21 protein-coding genes and 7 pseudogenes are annotated in these 25,887 nt (G+C 62.2%); 11 read left to right on the forward strand and 17 right to left on the reverse strand.

Annotated elements, in window-relative coordinates; translation table 11 throughout:
* Positions 1-86 precede the first annotated feature (86 nt).
* The 4 genes and pseudogenes from QFZ40_RS10710 to QFZ40_RS21660 form a co-directional block, all read right to left on the reverse strand.
* Positions 87-779: a hypothetical protein gene (locus tag QFZ40_RS10710; protein ID WP_306904344.1), complete on the reverse strand. Its 693-nt coding sequence runs from the start codon at positions 777-779 to the stop codon at positions 87-89.
* A gap of 71 nt (positions 780-850) precedes the next feature.
* Entirely contained in the window at positions 851-1,825 is a 975-nt protein-coding gene (gene pdxA, locus QFZ40_RS10715; RefSeq protein WP_306904345.1) for a 4-hydroxythreonine-4-phosphate dehydrogenase PdxA, read from the reverse strand.
* A complete protein-coding gene (locus tag QFZ40_RS10720; protein ID WP_306904346.1) occupies positions 1,822-2,310 on the reverse strand; it encodes a nucleotide-binding domain containing protein in 489 nt (162 codons plus the stop codon). The genes pdxA and QFZ40_RS10720 overlap by 4 nt, the downstream gene beginning before the upstream one ends.
* A gap of 126 nt (positions 2,311-2,436) precedes the next feature.
* Positions 2,437-3,051, reverse strand: a pseudogene (locus tag QFZ40_RS21660) (four-carbon acid sugar kinase family protein); the annotation flags it as partial.
* A gap of 94 nt (positions 3,052-3,145) precedes the next feature.
* On the opposite strand from QFZ40_RS21660, the gene QFZ40_RS10730 reads away from it, so the two are divergent.
* The gene (locus QFZ40_RS10730; protein WP_306904348.1) at positions 3,146-4,024 is read left to right on the forward strand and encodes a LysR substrate-binding domain-containing protein; all 879 of its coding nucleotides are present in this window, start codon (positions 3,146-3,148) and stop codon (positions 4,022-4,024) included.
* A 494-nt stretch (positions 4,025-4,518) separates the two neighbouring features.
* Here the strand turns inward: QFZ40_RS10730 and QFZ40_RS10735 are convergent, their stop codons facing one another.
* A complete protein-coding gene (locus QFZ40_RS10735) occupies positions 4,519-5,133 on the reverse strand; it encodes a hypothetical protein (protein WP_306904349.1) in 615 nt (204 codons plus the stop codon).
* 235 nt (positions 5,134-5,368) lie between these two features.
* On the opposite strand from QFZ40_RS10735, the pseudogene QFZ40_RS10740 reads away from it, so the two are divergent.
* Positions 5,369-5,671, forward strand: a pseudogene (locus QFZ40_RS10740) (aldehyde dehydrogenase family protein); the annotation flags it as partial.
* 132 nt (positions 5,672-5,803) lie between these two features.
* Here the strand turns inward: QFZ40_RS10740 and QFZ40_RS10745 are convergent.
* The 3 genes and pseudogenes from QFZ40_RS10745 to QFZ40_RS10755 all read right to left on the reverse strand — a co-directional run bounded on the left by QFZ40_RS10745 (position 5,804) and on the right by QFZ40_RS10755 (position 10,010).
* Positions 5,804-7,972 carry a glycoside hydrolase family 36 protein gene (locus QFZ40_RS10745; RefSeq protein WP_306906897.1) on the reverse strand — a complete coding sequence of 723 codons (2,169 nt, stop codon included), beginning with the start codon at positions 7,970-7,972 and terminating at the stop codon, positions 5,804-5,806.
* Between the two features lie 127 nt (positions 7,973-8,099).
* Entirely contained in the window at positions 8,100-8,891 is a 792-nt protein-coding gene (locus QFZ40_RS10750) for a TIM barrel protein (protein ID WP_306904350.1), read from the reverse strand.
* A pseudogene (locus QFZ40_RS10755) lies at positions 8,888-10,010 on the reverse strand (Gfo/Idh/MocA family oxidoreductase). The gene QFZ40_RS10750 and the pseudogene QFZ40_RS10755 overlap by 4 nt, the downstream one beginning before the upstream one ends.
* A gap of 113 nt (positions 10,011-10,123) precedes the next feature.
* On the opposite strand from QFZ40_RS10755, the gene QFZ40_RS10760 reads away from it, so the two are divergent.
* Positions 10,124-11,161: a LacI family DNA-binding transcriptional regulator gene (locus QFZ40_RS10760; RefSeq protein ID WP_306904351.1), complete on the forward strand. Its 1,038-nt coding sequence runs from the start codon at positions 10,124-10,126 to the stop codon at positions 11,159-11,161.
* Positions 11,162-11,386: 225 nt separating this feature from the next.
* On the opposite strand, the gene QFZ40_RS10765 is transcribed toward QFZ40_RS10760, so the two are convergent.
* Complete coding sequence (locus QFZ40_RS10765; RefSeq protein WP_306904352.1) at positions 11,387-12,361, reverse strand: MOSC domain-containing protein; 975 nt, start codon at positions 12,359-12,361, stop codon at positions 11,387-11,389.
* 50 nt (positions 12,362-12,411) lie between these two features.
* Between QFZ40_RS10765 and QFZ40_RS10770 the strand changes: the two genes are divergently transcribed.
* On the forward strand, positions 12,412-12,591 hold the full coding sequence (locus QFZ40_RS10770) for a hypothetical protein (protein ID WP_306904353.1): 180 nt from the start codon (positions 12,412-12,414) through the stop codon (positions 12,589-12,591).
* A 218-nt stretch (positions 12,592-12,809) separates the two neighbouring features.
* On the opposite strand, the gene QFZ40_RS10775 is transcribed toward QFZ40_RS10770, so the two are convergent.
* Together QFZ40_RS10775 and QFZ40_RS10780 are read right to left on the reverse strand one after the other, a co-directional pair.
* Positions 12,810-13,259: an FCD domain-containing protein gene (locus QFZ40_RS10775; protein ID WP_306904354.1), complete on the reverse strand. Its 450-nt coding sequence runs from the start codon at positions 13,257-13,259 to the stop codon at positions 12,810-12,812.
* Between the two features lie 215 nt (positions 13,260-13,474).
* Positions 13,475-13,840: a hypothetical protein gene (locus QFZ40_RS10780; RefSeq protein ID WP_306904355.1), complete on the reverse strand. Its 366-nt coding sequence runs from the start codon at positions 13,838-13,840 to the stop codon at positions 13,475-13,477.
* Between the two features lie 41 nt (positions 13,841-13,881).
* Here QFZ40_RS10780 and QFZ40_RS10785 point away from each other — a divergent pair, with 41 nt between their 5' ends.
* Positions 13,882-15,360, forward strand: a complete 1,479-nt coding sequence (locus tag QFZ40_RS10785) for a sialidase family protein (protein ID WP_306904356.1) — start codon at positions 13,882-13,884, stop codon at positions 15,358-15,360.
* 672 nt (positions 15,361-16,032) lie between these two features.
* Here QFZ40_RS10785 and QFZ40_RS10790 read toward each other — a convergent pair.
* Together QFZ40_RS10790 and QFZ40_RS10795 are read right to left on the reverse strand one after the other, a co-directional pair.
* Positions 16,033-16,206, reverse strand: a pseudogene (locus QFZ40_RS10790) (transposase); the annotation flags it as partial.
* 42 nt (positions 16,207-16,248) lie between these two features.
* Positions 16,249-16,779, reverse strand: coding sequence for a YbhB/YbcL family Raf kinase inhibitor-like protein (locus QFZ40_RS10795; protein ID WP_306904357.1), 531 nt, complete (start codon positions 16,777-16,779; stop codon positions 16,249-16,251).
* Positions 16,780-17,414: 635 nt separating this feature from the next.
* On the opposite strand from QFZ40_RS10795, the gene QFZ40_RS10800 reads away from it, so the two are divergent.
* The 3 genes from QFZ40_RS10800 (at position 17,415) to QFZ40_RS10810 (ending at position 18,632) form a co-directional block, all read left to right on the forward strand.
* On the forward strand, positions 17,415-17,567 hold the full coding sequence (locus QFZ40_RS10800; protein ID WP_306904358.1) for an ATP-binding protein DrrA1-3 family domain-containing protein: 153 nt from the start codon (positions 17,415-17,417) through the stop codon (positions 17,565-17,567).
* A 2-nt stretch (positions 17,568-17,569) separates the two neighbouring features.
* On the forward strand, positions 17,570-17,779 hold the full coding sequence (locus tag QFZ40_RS10805; protein WP_306904360.1) for a hypothetical protein: 210 nt from the start codon (positions 17,570-17,572) through the stop codon (positions 17,777-17,779).
* Between the two features lie 121 nt (positions 17,780-17,900).
* Entirely contained in the window at positions 17,901-18,632 is a 732-nt protein-coding gene (locus QFZ40_RS10810; protein WP_306904361.1) for an ABC transporter permease, read from the forward strand.
* 76 nt (positions 18,633-18,708) lie between these two features.
* On the opposite strand, the pseudogene QFZ40_RS21665 reads toward QFZ40_RS10810, so the two are convergent.
* Positions 18,709-19,160 (reverse strand): annotated as a pseudogene (locus QFZ40_RS21665) (MBL fold metallo-hydrolase).
* 590 nt (positions 19,161-19,750) lie between these two features.
* On the opposite strand from QFZ40_RS21665, the pseudogene QFZ40_RS21670 reads away from it, so the two are divergent.
* A pseudogene (locus QFZ40_RS21670) lies at positions 19,751-20,081 on the forward strand (DUF6855 family protein).
* On the opposite strand, the gene QFZ40_RS10830 reads toward QFZ40_RS21670, so the two are convergent.
* Positions 20,078-20,635: a hypothetical protein gene (locus QFZ40_RS10830; protein WP_306904366.1), complete on the reverse strand. Its 558-nt coding sequence runs from the start codon at positions 20,633-20,635 to the stop codon at positions 20,078-20,080. The pseudogene QFZ40_RS21670 and the gene QFZ40_RS10830 overlap by 4 nt on opposite strands.
* Before the next feature lie 278 nt (positions 20,636-20,913).
* Here QFZ40_RS10830 and QFZ40_RS10835 point away from each other — a divergent pair, with 278 nt between their 5' ends.
* A complete protein-coding gene (locus QFZ40_RS10835) occupies positions 20,914-22,230 on the forward strand; it encodes a hypothetical protein (RefSeq protein WP_306904367.1) in 1,317 nt (438 codons plus the stop codon).
* Positions 22,231-23,510: 1,280 nt separating this feature from the next.
* Here the strand turns inward: QFZ40_RS10835 and QFZ40_RS10840 are convergent.
* Positions 23,511-23,815: pseudogene (locus QFZ40_RS10840) on the reverse strand (NAD(P)(+) transhydrogenase (Re/Si-specific) subunit beta).
* Between QFZ40_RS10840 and QFZ40_RS21675 the strand changes: the two are divergent.
* On the forward strand, positions 23,741-23,989 hold the full coding sequence (locus QFZ40_RS21675) for a hypothetical protein (RefSeq protein WP_373427491.1): 249 nt from the start codon (positions 23,741-23,743) through the stop codon (positions 23,987-23,989). The pseudogene QFZ40_RS10840 and the gene QFZ40_RS21675 sit on opposite strands and share 75 nt — an antisense overlap.
* A gap of 161 nt (positions 23,990-24,150) precedes the next feature.
* Here QFZ40_RS21675 and QFZ40_RS10845 read toward each other — a convergent pair whose 3' ends face one another.
* On the reverse strand, positions 24,151-25,167 hold the full coding sequence (locus tag QFZ40_RS10845; protein ID WP_306904368.1) for a LuxR C-terminal-related transcriptional regulator: 1,017 nt from the start codon (positions 25,165-25,167) through the stop codon (positions 24,151-24,153).
* Positions 25,168-25,887: the final 720 nt, after the last annotated feature.

The raw sequence follows: 25,887 nt of genomic DNA on the forward strand, positions 1-25,887 counted from the left end.
TCAATGGGTCCAGCGGCACATGCCGGCTGAAATGTAATTGGTTGCCATTTGCTATGGACCGTCATGGTGCGTGTCTTTGTGTTCAGTTAAGCGGCGGAGGATGTTGCGGCGGTCGCTGCTGCAGCCGTGAGTGCTTCCTGGAGTTGGCTGCGCAGGGAACCAAACCGGGGAGAGATGGTGCCGGTGAAGGCTGCCTGGCCGATGGTGAAGGCGTCTACTCCCGCTGCGGCGAGTGCTTCAATTTGGGAGATGGACGCGATGCTTCCTGCGACAACGAGCGTGCCATGCGTGGCTTTCCGCGCCGCCTCAACAAGGTCCAGTGGCTCCGCATCGGTTGCGCGGAAGGCGAGCAAGTCAACTCCCGCGGCTCCGGCCTGTTCAAATGCGGTGCATTGCGCGGCCACTTCCTCTGGCGTTCCACCTAGTTTCGTGGGATGCCCTGTCGGTTGTCCGGGGAATGGGAGGTACTGCACGTTGGAACCGGAGAGTATTTCAAGTGTTTCGTCGACGAAGGTGCCGCCAAGGAGATAGTCCACACCCAGATCTACTGCCATTTTGGCTGATTGCAGTGCGGCGTCGCGGCTGGTACTGACCACTTCGAGGTGGGTAGCGGCTCCCCGGGCTTTGATTCGGGTGTGAAGCTCGCGGAGAACGTCAGGTGCGACGCCGATGTCTTTGAAGCCGATGTGCTTTAGTGGGACGTCCTCGATTTCGGTCAGAACGTTGAGGCAGTCCTTCACGGTCTGATCATCCCGGGTGAGCATGAAGATGAATTCCATAAGAGTTGGTTCCTTTCAGGGGAGAAATAGCGGTAGGCGGGTCGGAAATCCCGATCCCGTGTGGGGCGGGGTTACTGTCCGCCTGTCATCCGGACTGCATGGTGAAGTGCTACCAGCAGGCTTCGGTGGTCGGCGATGCCACGGCCAACGATGTCGAAGGCCGTTCCATGGTCCACGCTGGTCCGCACGAACGGCAGCCCGATGGTGACGTTGACTCCACGTTCAAGACCGAGGTATTTGAACGGAATGAGGCCCTGGTCGTGGTACTGGGCCACCACGACGTCGAAATGGCCCTGGCGTGCACGCAGGAACACTGTGTCTGGTGGCCATGGGCCGGAGGCAGAAATTCCTTCAGCGATGGCCTTCTCGACTGCCGGCTCAATGATCTCCAATTCCTCGGTGCCCATCAGACCGTTCTCGCCAGCGTGCGGATTCAAGCCGGCCACGCCGATCCGTGGTTCAGCGATCCCGGCCTTCACCATGGCGGAGTGGGCAAGCCGTATCGACCGCAGAATGCTCTCCGTGGTGACCAGCTCAATGGCGTTCTTTAAGGATTCGTGGATGGTCACAAGGACCACGCGAAGATCGTCGCTGGACATCATCATCGTGTAGTCATCACACCCGCTGAGCTCTGCCAGGATCTCGGTATGTCCCGGATAAGGAAGGCCCGCCAATCGCATCGCCTCCTTGTGGATAGGAGCCGTCACCAGGGCGGAAACCTCACCCGCGAGGGCAGCCTCAATGCCTGCCTTGACGTAGTCGAAGGCCGCTTGGCCCGACTGCGCCTGAACCTTCCCCAAGGGCAGGTCTTCCGGCAACTCCGTTTTAGCGAGCACTTGAACGTAACTGGCATCCGGGCAGAACTCGGACAGGGTGATGGCCCGGGCTTCCAACGCAATGTTGCTCTGCGCGGCAGCCCTGTTCAGCACGCCGACGTCACCTATGACAAGTGCAGGGATGTTCAGTCCTTGCTCAGCCATCAGTTTCATGACGATCTCTGGTCCGATTCCCGAGGGGTCCCCCATCGTCAATGCAATTGGTTTCATGATTCTTCCTCAATGTCTTGGAGTTCGAGCAAAAGGTTTTTTAGCCGGATGAGCGACCGGGGATTCCCGAAGCCACCGGCCTTGATCAGGACCGGCACGTGTGCGGGATGGTCAAGGATTCCGAGAGTTATGCCTGGTTCCGGCTCAGAGAGGACGTCGATCTGGCGCGAACCGAGCCTGTCCAACACGCTTCGTGCAGTCTGGCCACCGGTAAGTATGAGCGCGTCGAATGCGTCTGCGTCGAACAGCTCCTGGACGGTTGACGCCAGCCAGTCGTCGGCCTCCCCTGTGGAGTGGGAGACAAAAGGGTCATGCAAGGCCGAATAGCCATAGGCGGAGAGCTCTTCGATGACTCTTCCAACCAGGTCCGCCTTGCTCCTGGTCTCGGCAGGAAGGGAGCGTTGCCCTTCAGAGGAAAGCAGACCCAGGACCACACCAAGCTGTTCCCTGCTCGAGGGATGCAGACTCCCCACAACGATCAACACACGCGTGGACGGTGTACTCGCCGGTACCGGCGCCGGAGCTGACGAAACGGCACACCTCTTGGCTACAGCGGCCGCCAACCCAGGTGAACCAACCCATAGGACATCCGCAAGGGAATCGGGATGTGCAACCAGAAGGTCAAGGTCAGCGTCCGAACGCGCATCGGCAATCAGGATCCGTTCTTTACCCACGCGGTGGTTCCAGGAGATGGTTGCATCGATCAGGTTCGCCTCAGGAAAAAGCCTTTTAAGGTTGCTTTCCTTTGCCGGATTGGCAGCATCCAGCCCGAAATGCGTTTCCGACACCGGAACGCCGTCAAGGAGCTGAACGCCGCCCTGGGTGGTTCGTCCTTCAGCTGGAAACGCGGGCGCAATCACAGCCGTCATTCGCCCGCTCTCGGCAAGTGCCCCCTCGACCTCAGCAACCACATGGCCCCGCAGGGTGGAATCAACGGTCTTGAACAGGACGTCAGCATCTCTGATCCGCCGCATACAACGGACAGTTTCGGAAACCGCTGTCCCTTCATCCTGGGAACGGGTGTTTACATCTACCGCAGAGACGCCCGTTCGCAGTTCGCCCTCCACCTCTCCGAGAAAGATGCTCGCGGGTATGCCTAAGGCGCGGAACGGGCCTGCACCGTCACCCGCTGATGTCAGATCGTCAGCGAGAACACCTATCTTGAAGTCCATGTCACCATCGCGAAGCGTCATAGGGTGTCTGGGACGCACTACCTTGTCCAGCATTTTTCCTTCCTTCACGTTAGGTTCATTCAACTGTCCCACCGGGAAGCCTAAATAAAAATGGATTCTTTGGCACGCACGTGTGAGGATTACTCACATGATTTGGCAAGACTTACCGCCCTTGGGGACTTTGGTTCCCTTCGAATGTGCAGTCAGACTGGGAAGCGTCACCGCAGCAGCCGCGGAGCTGCACCTAACCCACGGCGCCGTGAGCAGGCAGATCCAGGCCCTCGAACGTTCTCTGGGTTTGAGCCTTTTTGAGCGCCGTAACCGTGCGATCGTTCCAACACAGGACGCGGTGGATTACGCGTCCCAAATAACTGACGCCCTCAATCTTCTTTCTTCAGCAACCAGACGCGTTCAGCGCCTCCGGCAGAGTGACAGCCTGGTCCTATCGTGCGAGCCCACACTCCTGATGCGATGGCTGCTTCCGCGGCTGCCGGCCCTTTATCAAGCCGTCCCAGGCGTTGATCTTCACCTCTCCGGCGCAGGCGGCAGAATTGACCTTGCCCGCCAAGGCGTTGACATCGCCGTGCGCCGCAACGACTTCGCGATACCACTCCTCATGGACAGCACGATCCTGACTTCCGAAAGAATTGGCCCGGTCTGCAGTCCCGATATGGCGAGCAAAATTTCTACAATCGGAGACCTCAGCGCCGTTCCGCTACTCCATTCGGCTACACGCCCTGGAGCCTGGACGGACTGGAAAGAAAACGCCCCAGCACCAGAATTCCCGGCCCGGAGCGAGACGACCTTTGAGCACTTCTATCTCTCACTGCAGGCCGCCGCCGCCGGTGTTGGTGTGGCCATAGGCCCCTACGCCCTGGTCGCGGACGATCTCCGCGACGGCCGTCTCGTCGCACCCTTCGGATTCGTTGAAGATGGCAGCAAGTACGTATTCCTCTCAAGAGACCCCGGCGACACCCGGGTTGGCCTCATCCGCGAATGGTTCATACACGAAATGCGCAACTCCTAACCGCTCCGAGCGATGCGGTGCCACGTCTTGTTCCGGCCACGGCGAAATCCGACAGGCAGAAGTATGTGGGTGGCCCAAATGACCAGTCGGCATCTCCGCGCACTGGCACGGGTATCCGTCCCACTTGTCGTTGTCGACCCGATCAACTTCGGCAGGCCGGACATCGTTAGCGTCGGTGCAACAAAGTGGGCTCGTGGATTGGAAGCAGCGGGCCATTGCAGGGCTGCATTGGTGACGGGCTCGAGCCGTGCCTAGGCGTATATGTTGAGGACCTCCAGGTTTGTGTTTCGCTCTACCAAGGCTTGGGCTGGAAAGAAGGACCACGCTCTCGCCAACCCTGAACCCGCGAATACGACCTCACTACACCAGGCTGCTGCGCTTCACTGAAGCTATAGAATCACGCCTACAGAGCCCGCCTCCCCATATGTCGGGCGCCGCCTCCGGACAACCCGCGCTGGGTGTAGAGGTCTCTTTTCTGCGGAAGCTGCCGCTCCTCAGGCAATCAGGTTGAGCGTGACTCCCATGGCGCCGAGGAAGAGTGCCAGCACCGAGGTGCCAAGCCCGGCCACCAGAAGCAGGCCGGGGTGGGCGAGACCCACCACAACGCGCCGAAGTTGGGGCGAATGTCGCAGGAATCTCTTGGGCAGCCGCGAATCTTGCGGGTTCTGGCGCCAGCCGCGGAGACGTCGCAGGAACCACGCACAGCGCACAATAAACGCCATCCACAACACCGACACAACCAGGGGCACCGCCGCCAGGAGCAGGTTGAACCCCAGCGACGTCACAGCACGCTCCGAATTCCCAGCCAGCGCCTGCACCGTTGTGGAAATCGAGGCGCTGGCCACCACGGACAGGCCCCACACCATAAAGGCAGCCGTCAGCGCGAGGAACCGGACAAAGAAGTGCGCGAGCACCGATTCTTTCTGAGGCTTGAGGTACCGGCGCGGGGTCGCATGGAGCACGGCCACACTGCAGGCCAGGGTCGGCAGGGCAGCCATCCCCACAAGCACGTACCAGGTCCAGCCGGCCAGGTCCACGAACTCATCAACAATGATCAGCAACGCCCAGAAACCCGTCCACGCCCAGCCTGCATGCAGCGGATTCCGCACCAGCCAGCCGGGAAGCCGCCGAGGCAGCGGGACAGCCGGCGCGGTAGAAGGCCGGGAAGCAGCATTCCGGACCCTCTTATTTGCGGGTGCAACAGCCGCCGAACCGACGCCGACTGGGCCGTCTGGCGGGGCCCCGACGTTGGCGTCCGGCGGGTTTTATTCCCCTCTGGTCATGCTCATGGGCTCACTGTAGCAACGCGGGAGGCGGTCCCGTCATCGTCCGCCCGCGCGGTTAGTCCGCACCACAGGCCAGCTCCGCCTGTTCGCGTCCGTGGTCCGGCAGGGCGACTTCCGCGGCGTCCGGATTGATCCGGCCATCCCGGACCGTACGCCGATGCCGCGGGCCGACATCCGCCAGCGCCAGATCCCGCTTGGCCCTGTGGCCGTCTTCGGTGCCAGCAACTTCCCGCTGGCGTTCTCGACGGCGGGAGGCGACACGGCTTCGGCCCTCGCCGCCGGCTGCCCGGTGGTCTTCAAAGCCCACAACGCCCACCCAGGCACCAGCGAACTCGTCGGCCAGGCTGTGATTAAGGCCGTCAACGCCTACCAGAACATCCCCCAGCAACTACTGCCTGTCCCGCTGCAGGACACCAACCCGTGGCACCTGAACCGCCGCATCGACGGCACCGTTGAAACCGCAGGCAGCGTCGCCAGTGTCGTGCCGTAGGGCTCAGTCCTGGATGATTTCGTAGACACGAGCGGTCATGCCGGCTTGGCCGGGACGGAGGATAACGGAGTTGTCAGGGCCGTCAGCGGCGGTCCAAGGCGCGAGTGTGCGGGGGTGCTGCTCGACGAGGTGGCGGGCACGGACATCCGCGCCGAGGTGGAGGCTCAGTTCGGCATCCTCGGCGCCCCGGTGCCATACGTACACGAAGGTCCGGTCCGGAGCCCTGAGAGCGAGGGCGATGGAGTCGGCGTACCAGTCGGGCAGGCTCATAGGCCAGGCGGGCACGGACATGGCGATGTCGTCACGGATCGACTTTGACAAAGTGAGGGCGTCACGCACGAGGGCGAACTGTTCATCCTCCATCTTGTCGAGGAACCCTGAGACATAGAGCCGTGCGCTGAGGCCGGACACCATCGTGTAGGCGATCTCCTCCTGGCTCATTGTTGGCTGCGGGTAGGCCCAGTTGCCTGCCTGCTCGGGCAATATCTGCACGGGCGCTCCTGCGGCAATCGCCGGGTAGAGGACGAAGTCCTCCTGGTCGGAGGTTGACTGCAGATCGAACAGTTCCATCATGGCGAAGTCCGCGCGCATGGCACCGGAACCGCAGTTCTCAAAAATAACGCGCGGGTACTTGCGCTGCAGCCCGGCGACCCAGGCGAGGTGAGCGCGGTTGTGGCCGAGGAGCCCTGCGCCGACGGAGAATGCCTCGTAGTCCGTACCGGGGCCGACATTGACGTTGTAGTCCAGCTTGAAGAAGTCGACGTCGAACGCTTCGACCAGCCGGTCGAAGGCGGCATCGAGGTGTCCGCGCGCAGCCGGGTGGCGCAAGTCCAGGAAGTGGCGCTCGTGCTCGACGACGCGTCGGCCGTGTCGCTGCAGGAACGCCGCATCCGGCAATGTCGTCGCGATCGGACTCTGCACGCCGATCACCTCGGGTTCCAGCCAGAGTCCGACCTTCATGCCGGCGTCACGGATCGCAGTGATGACCCGCGCGAGTCCGCCGTCGGGAAACCTGTTGACGGAAGGGATCCATTCGCCAACGGTGGGCCACCAGTCCGCCAGGCCGCTGTCATCGTGCCACCCTGCGTCGATGCAGAAGCATTCGGCTCCCGCTGCGGCTGCGGCGCTGATGAGGGGCAGGAGGCGTTCGGTGGTTGGATTGCCCCTGAGCGTGTTCATGAAGTCGTTGTAGACCAGCAGCGAGCCGCGGTCGGCGTCGCGGTTGCGTCGCAGCCAGCGGCGGTGACGTGTCAGCTCCGCAATGGCGCCCTCAAATCCATCCGTGGAGACGGCGAGGGATACCGGGACCGAGGTGAAGCTGTCGCCGGGGTTCAGTTCCTCGGACCAGTGGTGGTCCAGGTCCTCGGGTCCGAGAAGAATGACCGCGACCGAATCCTCGCCTTCGCGGACGTTGTCGACTTCCCAGCGCCAACCGCCGTTGTGTTCGATCTGCCACGCGATCGAGCGTCCCGTGGCCGAATTCTCGAGCACTCCCGTCGGGAGTGCCCGGCCGGTAGTCCAGGTTGAGGTGCTGACGGCTTCAAACGAGCCGCGGCCGGGCTGCTTGGTGAATGCCGCATTGAAGTCAGCGAGTGCGGTTTGGCTCCACAGCGGACGGGCGGTCCAACGGTTCTCGGCCAACTGCTCCCCGGTCCCTGAATGGACAAGCAGGTCCTTGGTCGATTCACCAGGGTTGACGACGGCGCCGAAAGCGAAGGAAGAGACGGCTTCGAGGACCACCGGATGTCCGCCGTCATTGTGAACCGTGGTCACGACTCTCACGGCCCGGACGTCGGTGGAGGCTATGAATGTTGTGGTCACGCGCAGGCCGGTCACGGCGTCGGCCTGGACGATGGCCAGCAGCTCCTCGCCCGGTTCATTGTGCATGCTGTGCTCGAGGTAGCGCAGACGCGATCCGACACCGGTGTTGGTCAAGCGGGTTGTAGTGCGCGCGCGTCCATCACCGGTTGCGATCACTTCGACGATCGGCTGCGTGGCGCCGGTCACGTGGGCGTCCTCCGCGCCTCCAAGGCCGCTCAACACCACGGGATGATCCTTGGAAGCCTTGAACAGCAGCACCAGACTGCCGGCCGCCCAGCCGATATGACGGATGCCTGACAAAGGGTCGGACGTGTTGTCGGTCAGCGCACGGGCTGCGGGCCCGTCGTACATGGTTTCCAAAATCGATACTTCCTTGCGTCACTGCAGCTTGTGAAAACGTTGATCATCATTTGTTACCGACCTGCCGCCAAAGGCCAGGATGAACGGACCCAATGGGCAAACGGATGGAGAGCGTTGGTCAGCCTTCGAAGGCTGCGCGGAAGGCGGCGAGGGCGGTGTCCCCTGCTTCCAGGCCCGGGCCGCCGGAGGCTCCCGCCTCGAGACCGACGACGCCGCTGTAGCCGGCATCCCTCAAAGCAGAGGCAATGGCACTGTAATTGATCTCCCCCGTGCCGGGTTCGAACCGGCCCGGGACGTCGGCTACCTGGATCTCCCCGATGGAGGGCAGTGCGGCCCTGACGAGTTCGACTAGGTTTCCCTCACCGATCTGGGCGTGGTAGAGATCCAGCATCATCTTGACGTTGGGTTGGTCAACTGCCGCGACCAGCGCCAAGGTGTCCTTGGCCCGGGCGAGCGGTATGCCCGGGTGGTCCAGGATCGTATTCAGGTTCTCCAGCGCGAAGGTCACGCCGTGTCTCTCGCCGAGGACGGCCAGGCGTTCAAGGGTGCGCAGGCCGGTCAGCCACATCTGGCCGGTGGCCCGGTTGATGGGACGGACAGCCCGGCCTCCGTCCCCGAGCTCTGCCGGGTGGATCACCATCCGCTCGACACCAAGTTCAAGCGCCGTTGGAATCAGCCGCTCCGCTGATGCCAGCACCTCGCTGGTGCTGTCGGGGTCGATGAGGCTGCCGCCGAAGTATCCGCTCATCGAGGAGAACCGGGCCCCTGTTGCGGCGAGGGAGCCGATGTCCCTTCCCCTGGTGTCCCAAAGCTCAACTTCGAAGCCTTGCTCGTGGATCCTCTCCACCCGTTCGATCAGGGGCATCTCGCCGTAGACCATCTCGGCGCAAACGGCCAGGCGGAAGCTCATGCCTGACCGCCGGCCAGGTGGAGTTCAGACTCAGCGGGACGTAGCTCGGCGATCGACGCAACCTCCACGGGCAGGCCTGTCTCTGCCGAGCGGACGGCGGCCAGAGCTATTGCCAGGGCGTTCCGGGCATCGGTGCCCCCCGGGCCCGGGGTTCCGGGAGCCTCGAGGCCGTCACGGCGGGCTCTCACGGCGTCGACGAAGTGGGCGAGCTCTGCGGTGTAGGCGTCGTGGAACAGGTCCACGTTCAGGCGGACTGTGGCTGCGCCGATGCCGGCGGAGGTGTACGTCGTGGCGCTGGAGGCCTGCGGCCCTCCCGCTGTGACCATGCCCGCGGACCCAAAAACTTCACCGCGCACGTCGTAGCCATAGAGGGCGTTGAAGTTCGCCTCGGCCACGGCAATCGCCCCGTTGCTGTACGTGATGGTCACGACGGCCGTATCGAGCAGCCCGCCCGCCTTCGCATCCGGGGCGACCAGGGCGTCAGCGACCGCATGCACACGTAGGGGAACGGAGCCGGGGTTGAGCCAGTTCAAGGTGTCGAAATCGTGGATAAGGGTTTCAAGGAATATCGTGCCCGGCGGAATCCGCTCCGGATTGGCGATGCCCGCCGTGCTGCCGGGATCGCGGGTCAGGGACCGCAGCAGCTGCGGGGTGCCCACGGCGCCGTCGTCGATGAGTTTGCGTGCGGCGGCGAAATCGGCCGCATAGCGCCGGTTGAAGCCAAACTGGACAATCACTCCGGAAGCCTCCGATGCGGTAAGGGCTTCATCAAGTTCTTCCACCGTGCGCCCGCCGGGCTTCTCGCAGAATGCATGCTTTCCGGCCTGCGCCGCGGCCGCGATCAGACCCGGAGTGGAAGCGTGCCGGTGCCGCAATCAGGACGGCATCGATGTCAGGATCGTTGATTACGTCCGCCGGATCAGCACTGATCCTGGCGACGCCCAGGCGGCCGGCCAGGGCCTCAACGGCAGGAAAGGCCGGATCGGCGATTGCTTCGAGGCGGGCGTTGGGGATGCGGAAAGCGACGGACTCCGCGTGGAAATTTCCAATCCATCCCGCACCGATCAGACCGATCCGGACGGGGCGGTCTTCGGCGACCGGGTACTTGAGGTAACTCACTGACAACTCCTGGAAATTGGGGACTAGATCGTTCTAGCTCGTCCATATTGCCATGTGATGCGCGGCATGTCTAGATCGTTCTATAGACTGTTTCATGCGAGGAGGACATGGATATGACGGAACAGCAGCGTCGCCCGACCCTAATGGACGTGGCCGGTGCGGCCGGCGTCTCCCGGGCGCTGGTCTCAATCGTGATGCGCGGCGCGCCCGGGGCATCCGAATCCACCCGGCAAAAAGTCCTGGAAACGGCCCGCGAACTTGGCTACCGGCCGGACTCCCGGGCGAAGCTGCTGCGCAGCAGCCGAACCAAACTCCTGGGCCTGAGTTTCTCCAGCTCCCAGCCCTTCCATACGGAATTAGTCGACGCCGCCTACGCCGAAGCCTCGGCCAAGGGCTACGAAATAGCCCTGAGCGCCGTCGCCAATGGCCGGCCCGAGACGCGTGTCATCGAGGCGCTGCTGGATTTCGGCTCCGAAGCACTCATCCTGATCGCCCCTACGCTCAGCAATCAGGACCTGTCGCGCTATGCCCGCGAGGTGCCCGTCGTCAGCCTCCTCCGTGACGACGTCGGGGATTCCCTCGACTCTATAAGCAGTGACGACCACGCCGGCATCCGGTTGGCCGTTGACCACCTCGCCAGTCTCGGCCACCGCCGAATCGTCCACGTCGACGGCGGAACCGCCGTCTCCTCCGAGCAGCGCCGGGCAGCCTTCCGAACAGAAATGCTCCGTCACGGCCTGGAGCCCCTAACCCTCCCTGGCGGTCCACACGAAGAAGACGGCATGAGGGTCGGGCAACTCCTTCAAGCCAACATGCCCTCCGCAGTTGTGGCCTTCAATGACAGATGCGCCCTCGGCATCATAGAAAGCTTCCGGGCAGCTGGAATTGATATCCCTTCAGACGTATCCGTCCTCGGTTATGACGACAGCCAGTTCGCCCGGCTCAGCTATGTGCAACTGTCTTCAGTCAGCCAGGACGCACCGCTCCTTGCTGCCGCAGCCGTTGACCGGGCAGTAGACCGGATAGAAGGCAACCAGCAGCCAGCACGCATCGTCAGAACACCTCACCTAGTCCTCCGCAAAACAACGGCCAGCCCATCCGGCGTCCAAGCCACCACGAGACCCGCTGGAAAAGCAGAGCTGCCGAGTTAGCAAGACGGGCTGAGCCGCGGCGCTGCAGCCGGGCAGGGAGCCTGACACCCCAGGAGCCGCTGGACAACGGCGGGCCACCGGTATGAGGCCTCACCGGCATTGCCACGATCAACGGTCCCGTCCAGCGCCTCAGGTCAGACCGGTTGCTCGAAACGATCGACGAAATGCGCCAAACGCAGAAGAAATAGCCAGGGTCCTCCATTGACTGTGTCCTACCTTATTTTTCTAATTGACCGCAATGATTTCATCACCGCATGCGACCGTCCCAGGCAGCGTGACCTTCGCGTACACGCCGAGACAAACTCCCATTCCGAGGACCGATTCTTGTAGACCTCTATGCTGCTTCAGCATTCTCAGCAGCGGCAAGTCACGGTTTCCTGTATCCGGGTTACGCGTTACCGCGGAGCAGCGTTTCACCGGTCCAGTCAAATAGACGCGGGCCGATCCAATCTGAAATTCCTTGTTTAGCCAGGAATCTTCAGCATAGGCAGGGGCTCCCGAAAAATTGAGAAGCATTCGAAATCGTCGATCATCCAGATCTTCCAGCCCTGCATGGTCCTCCAGGGCCTTCAGCGTGCCGCCTCCGAGCAAGGTGACAGGTTCAAGATCGATACCACCACCTGGTGTACTGGCCTTTACCAGCCGAAGGTTTTGACCCCCAACATGAGAAAACCAATTGGCCCATGGCCCGATCACCATTCGAGCGGGAGCTTTGTGGTGGCCCCAGAAATCAGCGACGATGGTCTCGCCCAAACAGACCTCTTCTCGGGAAACAGATCCGTCCGGAGCAGTAATTGATAACTCATTGCCCGCCGCGTTATATTCGGGTACAAATCCGGAAAAAGCTCCAGTTTTAGAGACGGAAACCACGGATCCCTTGTCATCAATCAAGAAAAAGTCCCTATCTCCCTCGGCACCCCGGGATGTGAGATTTATCGAGGACGGATGACTCAGCGCAAATCCCTTGATGGGCGTCACCGAGATGCGGCTGATACGAGGGATGCGCGTCTTCTCCAACTCCTGCTCAAACGTCTTCAGGGATCCATGCCTCCTCGGATTCTGTGCGATTAACGCGGCGGCATACTCTCCTGGGCGTGCTGTTGCCGAATCTGCGGAGGGCAGAGCCGCTAGAGCGAGTTTAGTATGCACGAGAACCTTGTTCGGGAGGTGGATGGGCAAATTAGGCTGTGCCTCGTGCACATCCGGAGACCTGCATCGGAAGAGCCCTTTGAATGAGGTAGCGTTTCGGTGTGGAGAACAAACCCGGCAAGGCAAGTAACTCGGTTCATTCCGTTCATCGAGGAATCTCGATCCTCCAGGTCCTGGCAGGCCGGGGAGCCGTTGCCGTCACTGATTTCGCAGGGGACTGGGCATTCACAAACAAGACCGGATGGACGCCGGGCAGCCAGGTAAAGCTCGCCCGCTCCTGACGAACATTAGTGCAGGGGGCGGACCAACTTCAGGGTGGCCCGCCCCCTCTCATCCGGTCGGGTTACCCACAGCTCTTCCCATCCAATTCGGACCGGCCGGCTCAACTCATTTTCGAAGTGGATCGCCGTCGGGCTGGCTGCTTCGTGGCGCTCCTGGCATACTTTCGCCGCGAAGGCGCGACGCCACCACATGGCCGATCCTGCTGTTACGCCTGGTACTAGTGCTGTTCAAGAGCCTTGATCAGCGTCTCGCGCTCTCCGGTCATCTCGGCGTCCACCAGCAACAGGTGCCGGTCGGTCTGGTTATCGGCTGTGCCCAGTCCGCGCCGCATGATCGGTACCATCATGACGTCGATTAGTGGCTTCAGGGTCTGCCAGGCCTCGCCCAGCTTCGCCTTGGTCTGTCCACTCATTAGCGTGCCATGGAACTCGCGGTCCAGCCTCATCTGCTCATCGACGTCTTCCGGCAGACGCAGTTCCCGCATGCGTTCTGCGATGGCCCACAGCAATTTCTCAACCGTTTCGGGAAGTGGGAGCGCCGTGTGCTGGGCCGCCCGTCCCTCGAGTGCTGCGAAGACTCCTCCGATCTCAGCGATGTCGTAGTCGCTGAAGTACCGAACCCGGTGGCCGGAGCCGGCGGAGGAATCTACCAGGTATTTCGCGGGCATTTGTTGAGGCTTGCACCCCCAGTTCGCGGGCACTTTATGTGAGTCTTGTCGGGCCCTTGCGCGTGCGCCCAGCTTGTGTGTCTCTGAGCGTATGGACGAGCAGCTCCGGTGGCTCGACGGCCTCGCGCAAGCCGATCTGGTCCGAGCACAGAAGGCGAGCCCGGCGGAACTCAAGGCTGAGGCCCGCGAGCGGATCCGCCGCCGCCACCCCCAGCTCAACGCTCTATGAGGGAGGCTGTGCCTGGCGGCCCGCCGTCCGATGCACACGCGCACGACGCCGCCCTGCCGCGGCCAGCGCGCCGGTCGCGGATGTCCCGTTCCTCTTCTAGGACCTTGCCCTCGAGCTCGAGGGGCACGCCGTTCATGCTCATGGCCCTGGCGGCCCAGCTCGAGACCGCCAGGTCTTTGGCGCGAGCATCACCGACGCCTGCCCGAGCCGCGAGGGTCTTCGAGCCGTTCAGCGCGAGCCACGGGTTCGCCGAGAACGGCCCTCCGCGTTCGAGGCTGAGCCGTTCAGTGACCTCGTGAGCTGGACTTTCCCGCAGCGCACAGGCCTTTAGCGGCCCCTTGACCGTTGTCACATCCGCACCCGCCACCCCACCCCGCCCTGTAGGAGAAACCAATGATCGCCAGACGCCTGCGCCGAGCGGCACTGCTCACCATGCTGCCGGCCGCGCTCATGCTCAACATGTCCGGAGCCTCCGCCGCGACGCTCAAACCCCTAGCCGTTGCCAGCGGGGCCAGCCCGTTCGCGGCCTGCACGCTGGGCTCCGTCCCCGGCGCCGTGATCTACCCGAACGCCGAGGTCGAGCCGTGGGTCGCCGTCGATCCGGCCAACTCCAACAAGATCATCGGCGTGTGGCAGCAGGACCGGTGGTCCGACGGCGGCGCGCGCGGCCTCGTGTCCGGTTACTCAACGAACGGGGGCACGACCTGGAATGAGGTAGCCCAGCCGTTCTCGGCGTGCGCTGCGGGCGGACCTTCCCGCTACGACCGAGCCTCGGACCCGTGGGTCTCGATAGGACCGGACGGCACGGCATACTCGGTATCCATCTCGTTCCAAGGCGTCGGCTACGACAATGCCGTTCTCGCCTCGACCTCGCACGACGGCGGAGCAACATGGACTGCCCCGAAGACCCTGATCGAAGACCTCGGGTCTCCACAGTTCTTCAACGACAAGGAGTCCGTCACCGCTGACCCCTTGATCCGGGGCACGGCCTACGCAGTGTGGGACCGGCTCGTCTCACCGACCGACAACCCACGGGCAACGGCCCACGCCGCCGCGTTCACGGGACCGACGCTCTTCTCCAAGACGACGGACTCGGGGGCCACGTGGAGCTCGCCGACGGTCATCGTGCCCACTGGCAACAAGCAGCAGACCATCGGCAACCAGATCGTCATCGGCCCGGACCGCACGCTCTACAACTTCTTCGACCTCATCCTGGGCACGGGCAAGAACGGTGTCGACAAGCTGCACGGGCTCAACGTGGCCTACACCAAGTCCACGGACGGGGGCTCCAGCTGGACGGGCCAACAGGTCATCGCGAAGCTCAACACCGTGGGCGTCACCGACCCCAACACGGGTGCGTCCGTTCGGACCGGAGACATCATCCCCGAGCCGGCGGTCGACCCCGCCACAGGACAGCTGTACGTCGTGTGGCAGGATTCACGGTTCAACGGCGGGCACTACGAGGAGGTCGCGATTTCGACGTCGACTGACGGCGGTGCGACCTGGAGCGCGCCGGTGCGGGCCAACACGCCGAAGGGCGTCCCGGCCTTCACCCCGAGCATCCGCGTCGCCGGCGGGAAGGTCGGCGTCACGTACTACGACTTCCGGAACCTCACCGTCGGGAACACGAGCACCCTTCCAACGGACTACTGGTTCACCTCCTCCCCAGTGGGCACTCTTGCGCTCGGGGGCGAGACGCACGTGTACGGCCCATTCGACATGATGACGGCGCCCGAGGCCGGCGGGTTCTTCGTGGGCGACTACGTCGGTCTGGCTTCCGTCGGCTCGTCGTTTGCGTCCCTGTCCATACGGGCCAACGACGCGAACACGTCCAACCGGACCGACGCAGTGTTCACGGTCATTGCGCCGTAAGCGAGCCACCTGCACAAGGCAGGCTGATCGCCAAGGCTAAGGACTCGAGCCGCACGGTCATCATCCTGGATGTCCATGCCCAGCTCTCGCCCGGCGTCGAGCCAGTTGATCCCAGAGTCAGTCATGGGACCAAGATGGACCTCGACGGTGAAATCGGGGCGGATCTGACGTACCACATCCTCTTCGACCACAGCAGGGACGGTCCTTCACCACCTCCGACCACCTCCCGCTCCGCGCACCACCAGCACGGTGGCGCGCGGAGCGGGCCCCTCGGGGAAGAGATCATCCAAAGCCAAGGGCACCGCTTCTTTGCCGGTCCCCGCAGACCCCTTCTTCGCGGATCTGGACGCCTTCGCCCAAGGCAATCGGTTGACGGGCCGAGACTACGTCTCCGACAAGGACGTATTCAGCATCGCCCTGGCGATCCCGAACGGCTCCCTCGCCGAGCATGGAAGATGGCGGTCTGAGCCAGGACTGTGGGGATGGCCAGCCAGCATGTGCTCGCCCAGGCGGGCCGGCCGGGGTACAACGCGTTCCGGCCCGAGCCGGAAGTATTTCAGAATGTCGGGCCAGCCAAGCGGGCGCGAACGATACCTCCTCCGGTACGTGGACAGCTTCCCTGCAATGGGCGCTACTCCGAGTCGAATGCTGCCAGACTGTTTATGGAATCAACTCGGCCGGCACATCCCGCCAAGCGATCCCGCAGCGGTATCGGTAACTAATGCCCTCGACCACCCGCCGGTCCTCCCGGAAGGGGCGACCCCGGAGACCCATAGAAGACGGCAGCAACGGCTGAATGAGAGCCCACTGCCCATCAGTCAAAACATAGAAATACCAGACACCCATCAAGCATTCCGGACAACAGCCTCAGGGCTTGGGAGACACACCCTAGCGGCGTTCGAAGATACCCGTCAGCCTCGCCCGGCCCAAGATGTGGGTGGAGAGCGCGGATTGCAGGGCGACCGGGGTGTCATCAGTGCGAAGGTCCAGCCGCTCAACATCCAAGGCGTGGACCACCAGCAAATACCGGTGCTGACCGTGCCCGGGAGGCGGGGCAGCTCCCACGAAACCGGCAAATCCGGCATCGTTGTTCAATTGCACTGCACCAGACGGTAACCGGGAGTTGTCCCGGGAACCTGCACCGGCCGGGAGGGAGGTGACGTCTGCCGGGATGTTCACCACAGCCCAATGCCAGTAGCCCGCGCCTGGGGCATCGGGGTCGAAGACGGTGACTGCGTAGCTCCTGGTTCCCTCGGGCGCGCCCGACCAGGTGAGCTGGGGCGATTCGTCCCGCCCGCCGGCTCCCAGGACGGCGCTGCGCTGGGCTTCCGGAAGAACCTGGCCATCCTCGAAGGATTCGCTGATGACTTCGAAGGATTCGATCCCGGATGTTGGTGCAAATGGATCATGAGTTTTCATGGCTGCCTTTCAGTTGCTGTCAAGCTCCGCACCCGTCAGTTCGACGGCAGGAGCGTCCTCTGCGGCGGTTTCAATGCAGTTGAGCTCGGCATGCGTGGGCGGATTAGCGCCAGCGTGAGACGGTCACGGCCGGAGCCCTGGCCGCGTGCGTGAGGAGCTGGCACGGCGGGCCACTCTATCTCGTCTGTCACTGGGACAGCCTATCCAAGGGGTGGAATTTTGGCTTGCGGGCACAGGATTCGGGCGATCGAGCCCATTTCGCATCAAGAAAGTCGACGACAACCCACAACTGGACTGAAGAACTCCGCGATCCTCATACGAGCACCAGGGGTTCATTCTGGGCTGGCTCGAGTTAACACATGGATTTCTCACTGCAGAAATCTACACCCCGCGACACACACTGCCTTGATCCAACTGTCCCGAGGGATCTGACGAACCATCGCTGCCTGTCATTATGATGCTTCATCGTCGCTGGGGCCTCCGCGCCTATAGGAGCATCGTCCTAGACAAAACAGGACCGGGCACGGCGCAGCTCTGCGACGTGGGAGCACGGGCCCAACAGCCGGCCGCGAAGCGGACGCCCGAATGGGTGCGAGCCCTGCGAAGCGCCAGCCTTGCTTATATAGCGAACCGGTGTGAGGCGATCCCGGCACGGAACCGACGAAACAGCAGTGCAGCGCGAACTCATCAATGCCGGCGTGGCCGTCCGCAGCTTCACCACCGAGCGGGTCTCCCTGGAAGAAATCTTCATCCGCGTGTACGGCAGAAAGGCAACGGCAGGAGCCTGACCATGGCCACAACACCCACCCGCTCCTCGCTCCTGGGCCGGCACAACCTCGGCACCGTGGTCAGCTTCGAATTCATCCGCACCATCAAGAAACGGCGCTTCTGGATCGCCACCCTCGCGATCCTGGTGGTCATGGCCATCATCTTCGTCCTGGTCTTCACCAGCGATTCCTCCACACGGCCACAGCCTAAGCGCAGAAGAACACCGCACTGACCTTCACCTACACGGACGCGTCAGAGATCATCCCCGACAAGGCGGCCACAGCCATGGGCGGCACTAAAGCAACCGACCCAAGCGCTGCACTGGACGAGGTGAAAGCCGGCCGCATCGACGCATGCTTCGCCTACCCGGCAAACCCCGCCAAGGAGCCCGTGAAGGTCTACGGAACCGACAAGGCATCTTCGCGAACAACACCTACGAAGCCGACAGCACCCTGGAGGAGAAAGAAAACAGGGTCACCGAAATGATCCTCACGACCCTGAACCCGACGACCCTGATCGTGGGAAAGATCATCTCCTTGTTCCTCGTCGGGATCGTCCAGATCGGCGTGTTCCTTGCCCCGATCGTCATCGGCTACGCGTTCTTCAGGGACCGGCTCGCCCTGCCCGACCTCAACCTAAGCTCCCTGGTCTTTGAACCGGTGCCGCTGCTGACCGGGGCCCTGCTCCTGCTGGGCGGATTCACCCTGTTCACGGCCGTCCTCGTCGCGATCGGCGCGGTCATGCCCACCGCGAAGGAAGCCGGGGTCGTATTCGGTCCGCTCATGGGGCTGATCTTCGTCCCGTTCTACGCGATCAACCTCATCCTCAGCGACCCGCACTCCCCCGTCGTCCAGGCCTTCACGTACTTCCCGCTCTCCACCCCCGTGACCGCGCTGCTCCGCAACGGATTCGGAACGCTCAGCACCACCGAAGCAATCATTGTCATCGCCGAACTGTTCATCCTCGGCATCCTCGTCCTGCGACTCGCGGTCCACCTCTTCCGCTACGGGTCCATCCAGTACTCCAGCAAACTCTCCATCACCAAAACCCTCCGCCACCGTCCACCGGAACTCGCCGGAAAATAGCCCGGACAAAATCTGCTCCAGCCTGAACTCCCCTAGGCGCTAACGGGATTTCCCTGGAGGCGGCCTTTTGGGTGCTTCACGGAGAGACCGCGGCATCAGGTTTCCATGGGGTGTGCTGATGCGCGAGGCAAACCATTGCAGGGTTCAGGGAACGGATCAGTAGCTGTCCCTCGGTGCGGGGGTTATCAAGTTCGTCGAACCATACGGCTGTGTCACCGGCGATGATTGTGGGGCCTCCGGTTCCTTCGACGACGACAATCTGTGAGCCTCTGGTGTGGCCCGGAGCCGGCAGGAGCCGTAGCCCGGGAAGCAGTTCGAACTCGCCGTCGACTGTCTCGTAGTGCATACCGGGTGGGTCTACCATTCGGGGATGGTGTAGTCGTCCTGGTTGCGGGCGTCGTCGAGTTCCTGGCGCTGGACGTAGGTGGGCTTGCCCGCGAAGAGGTGGTTACCTCCGCAGTGGTCGAAGTGGAGGTGGGTGTTTACGACGATGTCGAGACTGCCGATGTCGAAGTCCTGCTCGTTCAACGGGTAAATGCGGCGGGTCCATGTCGGCGACCGCCGGATGAAGCTGAGTCATGCCGGTATCCACCAGCACGCGCGCCTCGGGGTGGTCGATGACATGCACGTAGACCGGCATGGGCTCGCCTTCGGCCAGCAGTTCGGCCACTCGAACGGCAGTTACGCGGATTTCAGTGGGGGAATTCACTTCTTCACCTCAGTCCCACACTAAGGCCGTGATGTGTCCCGGAAAGCATCAGAGCGTCCAGCCGACGGCGGCGCGATGTGATGCGATGATCCAGAATCCCATCCGTCGCCCTGTCCGTCGAGCGGGAGGTAGAAAGAATCCTTGAACATGAGTCAGTAACCCTTGGCAGACGCCTTGGGTATGCCGGCGCCTGCTGATGCCCACATCCAAGGCAAGGGCACCAGGGCCTGGGTCGATTCCGATGCAGTTTGCAGGTGGCTCCGAAACGCATGGTATTTACCGCGTCCTTTGCTGCCCGTAGTCTGATCCACCAGTTAATTCCGCGGAAAGGGTGGTACGGACTATGGCTGAGGGAACGAAGGCTGATCCCTGGACTTTGGTGACAGCACCAGGATCATCTGAATACACGATGTACCGGGATCCGAACGCGGACCCTCCTGCCTTGATCTGCCGGGCCGGCTCGACCACTCTGAAGTATCACCTGCACGCTATCGAGGACCTCCACCAGTGGCTACTGGAACGCGGTGACGGGGTTCCCCTTGGAGCAGCAGATGAGACCAAGCCGGCGCCGGAGGGCAGCGTGGAGGCTTGGGGGCGGGACCCAGGGATTGTACGGCCTGCGGAAAGGCTACCAGGGCAGGTTCGGCATGTACCTTCCACTGCTTCTAGAAGCCCTGGGCCTGGCCGAACTCACCCACGAAAAGCGCAACAACACCATCCATGCCCTCCCCAAAACCTAAACAAGCCCCATTGGCAGACGGGGATACCGCAGCGATCGGCCCCGAATAATCTCTGTCGCGCCGTAGCCCAGAGCCAAGACAATCATGCTGCCCAACCACGCCGCCGACAGGAAGATCAGGACCATCCAGTTCCTGTCCTCGGTGGGTTTAAGCGACTGTCCCGCGACGACTACCTGGTCCCCGGCCGGGCGCGCCACGACGGCTATCCGCAGACCGGGCTCAGGCTGCCAGCTCACAGCATCAGATCCGGACCGTCTTGCCGCCTCGAGCACCCCGGCGGGAAGGACGGGAAGGGTTCCATGAAGTGTGGCCGTGCCGGACATCGGTTGGTTATCAGCCCCGTAGACAATGACGAAGACGCCGCTGTCGGGTGTCAATTCCAGCCGCGGCGCACTCGGTGCCGGGAAACCCATGACTGCAACCTGTGCCGCTGCAGCAGCGGTCGGCGCATCGTTGGCCGCGCGGCGGCCCAACTGCTGCAGGGTGAAGTAGGCACTTCCGAAGACAAATGTGACGATGATGGCTGCAGCCAGCCAACCGATGACCCTTTGCATACCTCTATCATCGGCTCAATCCGGCCGAAGCCACGGACAACACGACCCAAATGTGCCTCCCCAAACAGGCGGCAAACAATACGGCAGCCCGCCGACGATTTCACGACGCCGCTCTGCCTTCCTCCCAGGCGCGTCTGTGCCAGCCCCTAACCCCCTAAGGTCGTCCCCCTAATGGGGCGGAGCCCCTTGCCACGTCTGTTGGTGAAGCCTAGGCTCGTCCTACCCGCATTCTGGCAGCATGGTCTCGGCCGCCGGTTACTTCAATCTGGAGAGCCGTGATGAAATCAGAGACCAAGCGATTCCTGGGCCAAATCCTCACCTTCTGCCTTGCTGTTACCGGGCTGGTGGTTGCCTCGGCGCCGGCGGCGCAGGCGGCCACCACATACGGCTACCAGAGCATCGCCTACTCAGGGGTAGCCAACCCGCCAACCTCGGACAAACCCCAGAGCAAGCTTTGGTTCAACGACGGTTCCTGGTGGGCGGACATGTGGACCACAGGAAGCGGATGGCATATCTTTCGCCTGGACCGCAGCACGCACAAATGGGTCGACACAGGCGTGCTGAACGACAGCCGGTCCAACACCCTCGCCGATACCCTCTGGGACGGCTCCCACCTCTACATCGCTTCCCACGTGGTCACCGTCAGCAGCGATGGAACGCCCAAAGCCTCGATTTCCGGACAGCCGGCCAAGCTCTACCGCTACAGCTACACCGCCGGTAAATACACCCTCGATGCCGGATTCCCGACCACCATCACCAACAACAGCAGTGAATCGATGACCATCGACAGGGACTCGACCGGTGCCATCTGGGCCACCTGGACCCAAGTTGCCGGAAACTCCACCTCCGGTTTCACGAATACCGTGTACGTCAATGCCTCCGCACCCGGCGGCACGAGCTGGCCAGCACCCTTTGTCCTGCCCGTGTCCAACCCACGCCCTGCACCCGATGACATTTCTGCTGTGGTCTCCTACGCAAAGAACAAGATCGGCGTGATGTGGAGCGACCAACGTACCGGAAGCATGTGGTGGGCAACCCGAACCGACGGCACATCACCAACCGCTACTTCGTCCTGGAAGGTACAGGCAGCAATTCAGGGCAAAGGGCAGGCTGATGACCACCTGAACCTCAAGGCCCTTCTGGCGGATCCGTCGGGGAGGGTTTATGCAGCAGCCAAGACCAGCCTGGACACCACGTCCTCGGATAAGTCACTGCCGCAGCTGCAGCTGCTCGTTTTCAAGCCCGGCACCGGCTCGTTCACCAAATCCACCATTGCTACCGTCGGCGACTGCGTCACCCGCCCCCAAATTCTTCTGGACACGCAGAACTACAAGATTCATGCATTCTTCACCGCCCCATCCGAGAGTGGCTGCGCCTACATCGGTGCAACAGGCAGCATCTACGAAAAGACGGCCTCTATGGACAGCCCGGTGTTCGGCCCGGGCCGCGGAACGCCAGTGATCCAAGACGGCGCCTCCGCCCACATCAATGACGTCACCACTACAAAGCAGGCCGTGAACCGCTCGACCGGGATCGTGGTGATGGCTACAAACACCGTCACCAAACGCTACTGGTACTCCGACCGTCCGCTCTGAACCGGCCCCGCGGCCCAAAAGCGTGCCGGCGGCGGGAGGGCCATCGTGAGCCCTTGGCCCTACCCCCAGCCGCCGCCGGCACTTACCTGGTAAGCCAGTCCGGGGACAAAAAGCAGAAGCTCGCGGTTGCCGCTCAGCAATGTGGTCATGGCCATGACAAGATGGCCGGCGCTGTCGTTGGCCTTACCAGAAGGGTAACTGTGGAGCTGTCCAACTTGGTTGGGTCGAACCGCGGCTTGGTGTCTGCCAGCCTTGTTAGTGACGAGCGGACGACTCAGCCTTGAACGAGGCAGCCCACAGCAATTTCCGGAAAACCGCGCGAGTGCGCTCCGTCAGATTGGTGCATGAACTGCTCTAGATATCGATTGGCAGCGCCTCATCAGTTGAATGCGGACGCGGCCTCCTTGACTTCCCCTGATGCACCATCTCCTCCACGTGGGCGGACGGGAAGTCGAGACGTCCCAGATCCAGCTGGGCCTGGATACTGCTCGTCTTGACGTGGAGGGGACCCAGAACGCCAGGCGGTGACTCCTTGACCTAGCCAGCGGGTGCTCGTGGAAGGATGTCGCCCATGCCCACGGCTTATGGGGCAGGAGTTCGGCCAGGGCGCCGCAAGGGCGACGCGCCGCTGGCGCAGATAGCCAAAGATTTGTACCTGGACTAATAAAGTCGAACCAACTCCTTGGTCATGCGGTAGCCCACGACTACAGCCATGAACATGCATGAGACGAGAAACAAAGAGAACAGGCCGCCTCGGTCCCACTCCCCCGGTTCGAAACAGGTCATGTCGGAACGACCCTGCCGAGCAATGAAGTAGCAACAAGGCAGAAAATCGCCACGCTCAAGGAAGAAGCACCCGGCCACGAGAACATCCACAGATAAATACGGCGTGACCAACACACCGTTATGAAGACCCCGGGGAGGGGGTGTACATTGTGCACAGGGTCAGAGGCCTCAAAACCGTCTCTGACATGCGGAAACACATGCCCGAGGTGGGACTCGAACTGCATTCCAGCCCTCGTCAACACTGGGAACTCCAGAAAATATGGCCAATCCGAGCCAGTCCGACCGATGTACGACCCAGTCCGAAGCCCAGAGTGTGCACAATGTGCACACACCCTCTTTTGCCCAAATACTGCAGAATCCGTTCACGACGGTACCTAGTCTCCATACGGACTTTTCTGTCGCAAAATGCCTGCCATCCGGGGTCACGACCTGATCACGCGCCAGAAAGCCGGGAGGATGTCCCCGACGCGTTGTTTGGCGTCACCGAAGAGGATCTAGGAGTTGTCCGGGAAGAACAGAGGGTTCTGCACGCCGGCATAGCCCGCTGCCATCGAGCGTCTGAACACCACGACGTTCTTGGCTACCCGGACACGCCACACAGCCATTCCGGCAATGGGGCTGGACGGGTCTTCTGTGGCCGGCGGGTTGATGGTGCTCCAATGTTGAGGACGACCGAAGTCCCGTCGAGATCTTCGTTGATCTCGTCCATTTCGAGGACGATGCCGTGAGGAAGTTCGACTTCGTCCAGGTGGACATTCATGTGGATGCTGAACCGGACGTCCACTCCCCGCTCCAGCAGTTGATGGGCGAGGTCAGCGAGGGAGTATTGGGCTTGGGCGACGCCCATGCCGTAGCCGGGGTGATGGTAGTCCGTGTCGCCTCCATTGGGGGCTTCTATCCCGGACCGCCGGCGATCACTGAGATGAAGGACCGTGAAGTGCTGCGGCAGTGGGGCTGGGGGCCAGGGCATTGATTCGAAAGAGAGCCGCGATGCCCGCGGTAGTATGCCGGCCTTACCGCGGGCTTAGTTACGTTTTCTTTGGCTCCTTATCGGGGGAGCGCTCTCCGGCACGCGTGGCTTCTGAATGGGGGCGGAGCGCTGCGTCTTACCGCGTTGCGTCTCCGCAACGAGGTTCAATACCTTGTGTCGAGTCGATGCAGGCCGGCGCTGATGGCCACTGCAGCCACACCCGATCGGGATTCTTGTGCCATCTTGACGAGAATGTTCTCGACGTGTGTTGTGACCGTGCGGATGGAAATGCCGAGCTCGGAGGCAATCTGCTGATTTGAGCGCCCCACCGTTATCCGATCGATGACCTCGGCTTCCCTTGTTGTCAGTCCGAATGGAAGGTCCATCGGTGTTTCAACGATCAAGGCAACGTCCCCGCGTCCTGACCGTGCCGCTGCGGTCCGCGTGATTTCCAGCGCGACCGTGCCGTCCTCGACAGCCCACAGCCCTGAGACGGACGCCGAGTCGCCTGCTAGGAAGCGCGCGACGAATTCACGGAAGCGCGGCTGAAAAACAACACTGCTCATGTCCCGTGAGATAACGGGGCGAGGAGCGTCCTCTCCGTCAAAGAGGGCGGCTTTGCAGTCCTCCCGTAGCCGGAGAATAGGGTAGCCCAGCGTCTGCCGCCTACACAGCTCAGCGACGATCGGGGACAACGCCCCGATGAGGTCCCGTGCATCGTCGTCGAAGTTGTGAAAATGAGTTGCCGAGAGGTGCAGCATCCCAGAATATTGGCCGTCGTCAGAAATCAGGCACGTGGTCATTCCATCGGTGAAGCCCGCCGGCGCCAGGGCCGTCTGATACAGCTGCGTCTCCCGGTAGTCGTACTTAAGATCGTCAATGCGAAGGGGCCTGTTGAGTTTCAACAGTTTCCGATGAACCTTTGTCGCGGCATACGGGTCCCCTAGGGCGGCCAGGGTTTCCGGCTGGTAGCCATCGTTCGCCAGGACAACATGTTGGGCGCGGTCAGGGTTCCAGAAGAGCAAGGCGGCAGCGTCATGCCTGGTGCCGTCGGCCAGGATATGCAGGATCTGGTCAGCGCCATCAAGTTGATATTGGGCTGCACCGGCAGCGAAAGCCGCCTTGAGCAGAATCTGGGATTTTCCGCTGACCATCAAGGTCCTCCAAGACAGGAGGAACATGCCTCCGAGTATGCGGCCAATTATACGGCTCCTGGCTCGGTGGCGGTCATGCTCGGCCTCCAGTACCTGAGCGGCCTGCGAGGTTCTGACGTGCGCGCCCGCCGAGTTGCTTCGGAGTACGTATAAATACCGATGTTGGTCACGCGGCCCCATTCATAGGCTGATTACACGAAGCCGTGAGCCTCGTATCTGTCGTGAAAGAGCACAAAGTGACAAGCATTAAGCCAAAACCTCGTGAAGCCATCATCACGCGCGGGCGCAGTTGCCCACTCGATCAGCGGATCAGGGCCTCCTCGTGCGGCGACAAGGCCAGCATGAAGGGGCTTAATGATGGCTGCTCTTGAGCTGCACGGGCAGGCGGATCGCTTCAATGTCAGCCCGATGGAAGACATCTGCTTCACAGTCACGTGCCGGGGCTCGTCCAGCTTTCATGCGCAGTTGCTCCGTCTTGGGGACGACCGCCGCGAAGAAGAGATTGCGGACGTAAATGGAACGGCAGTGCACAGCAGCATCGATGCACGATATGAACGCCGCCGGGATGGGATTTGCCCCCGCCCCTATCTGGAAGTTCCGGGCAGCGAAAATGCCTTCAGCACGGCTGCTGGGGTTACATTCGGAGCTTTCATACGTTCAGACGCGCCGAAGGCTGGACAGCAAGCGATTCTCACCGTTTGGGACGCAACCACAGGCGCAGGATTAGGAGTATTCCTTCATCAGGGA

The organism is Arthrobacter pascens, from assembly GCF_030816475.1.
In the GTDB taxonomy this organism is placed as follows: Bacteria; Actinomycetota; Actinomycetes; order Actinomycetales; family Micrococcaceae; genus Arthrobacter; species Arthrobacter pascens_B.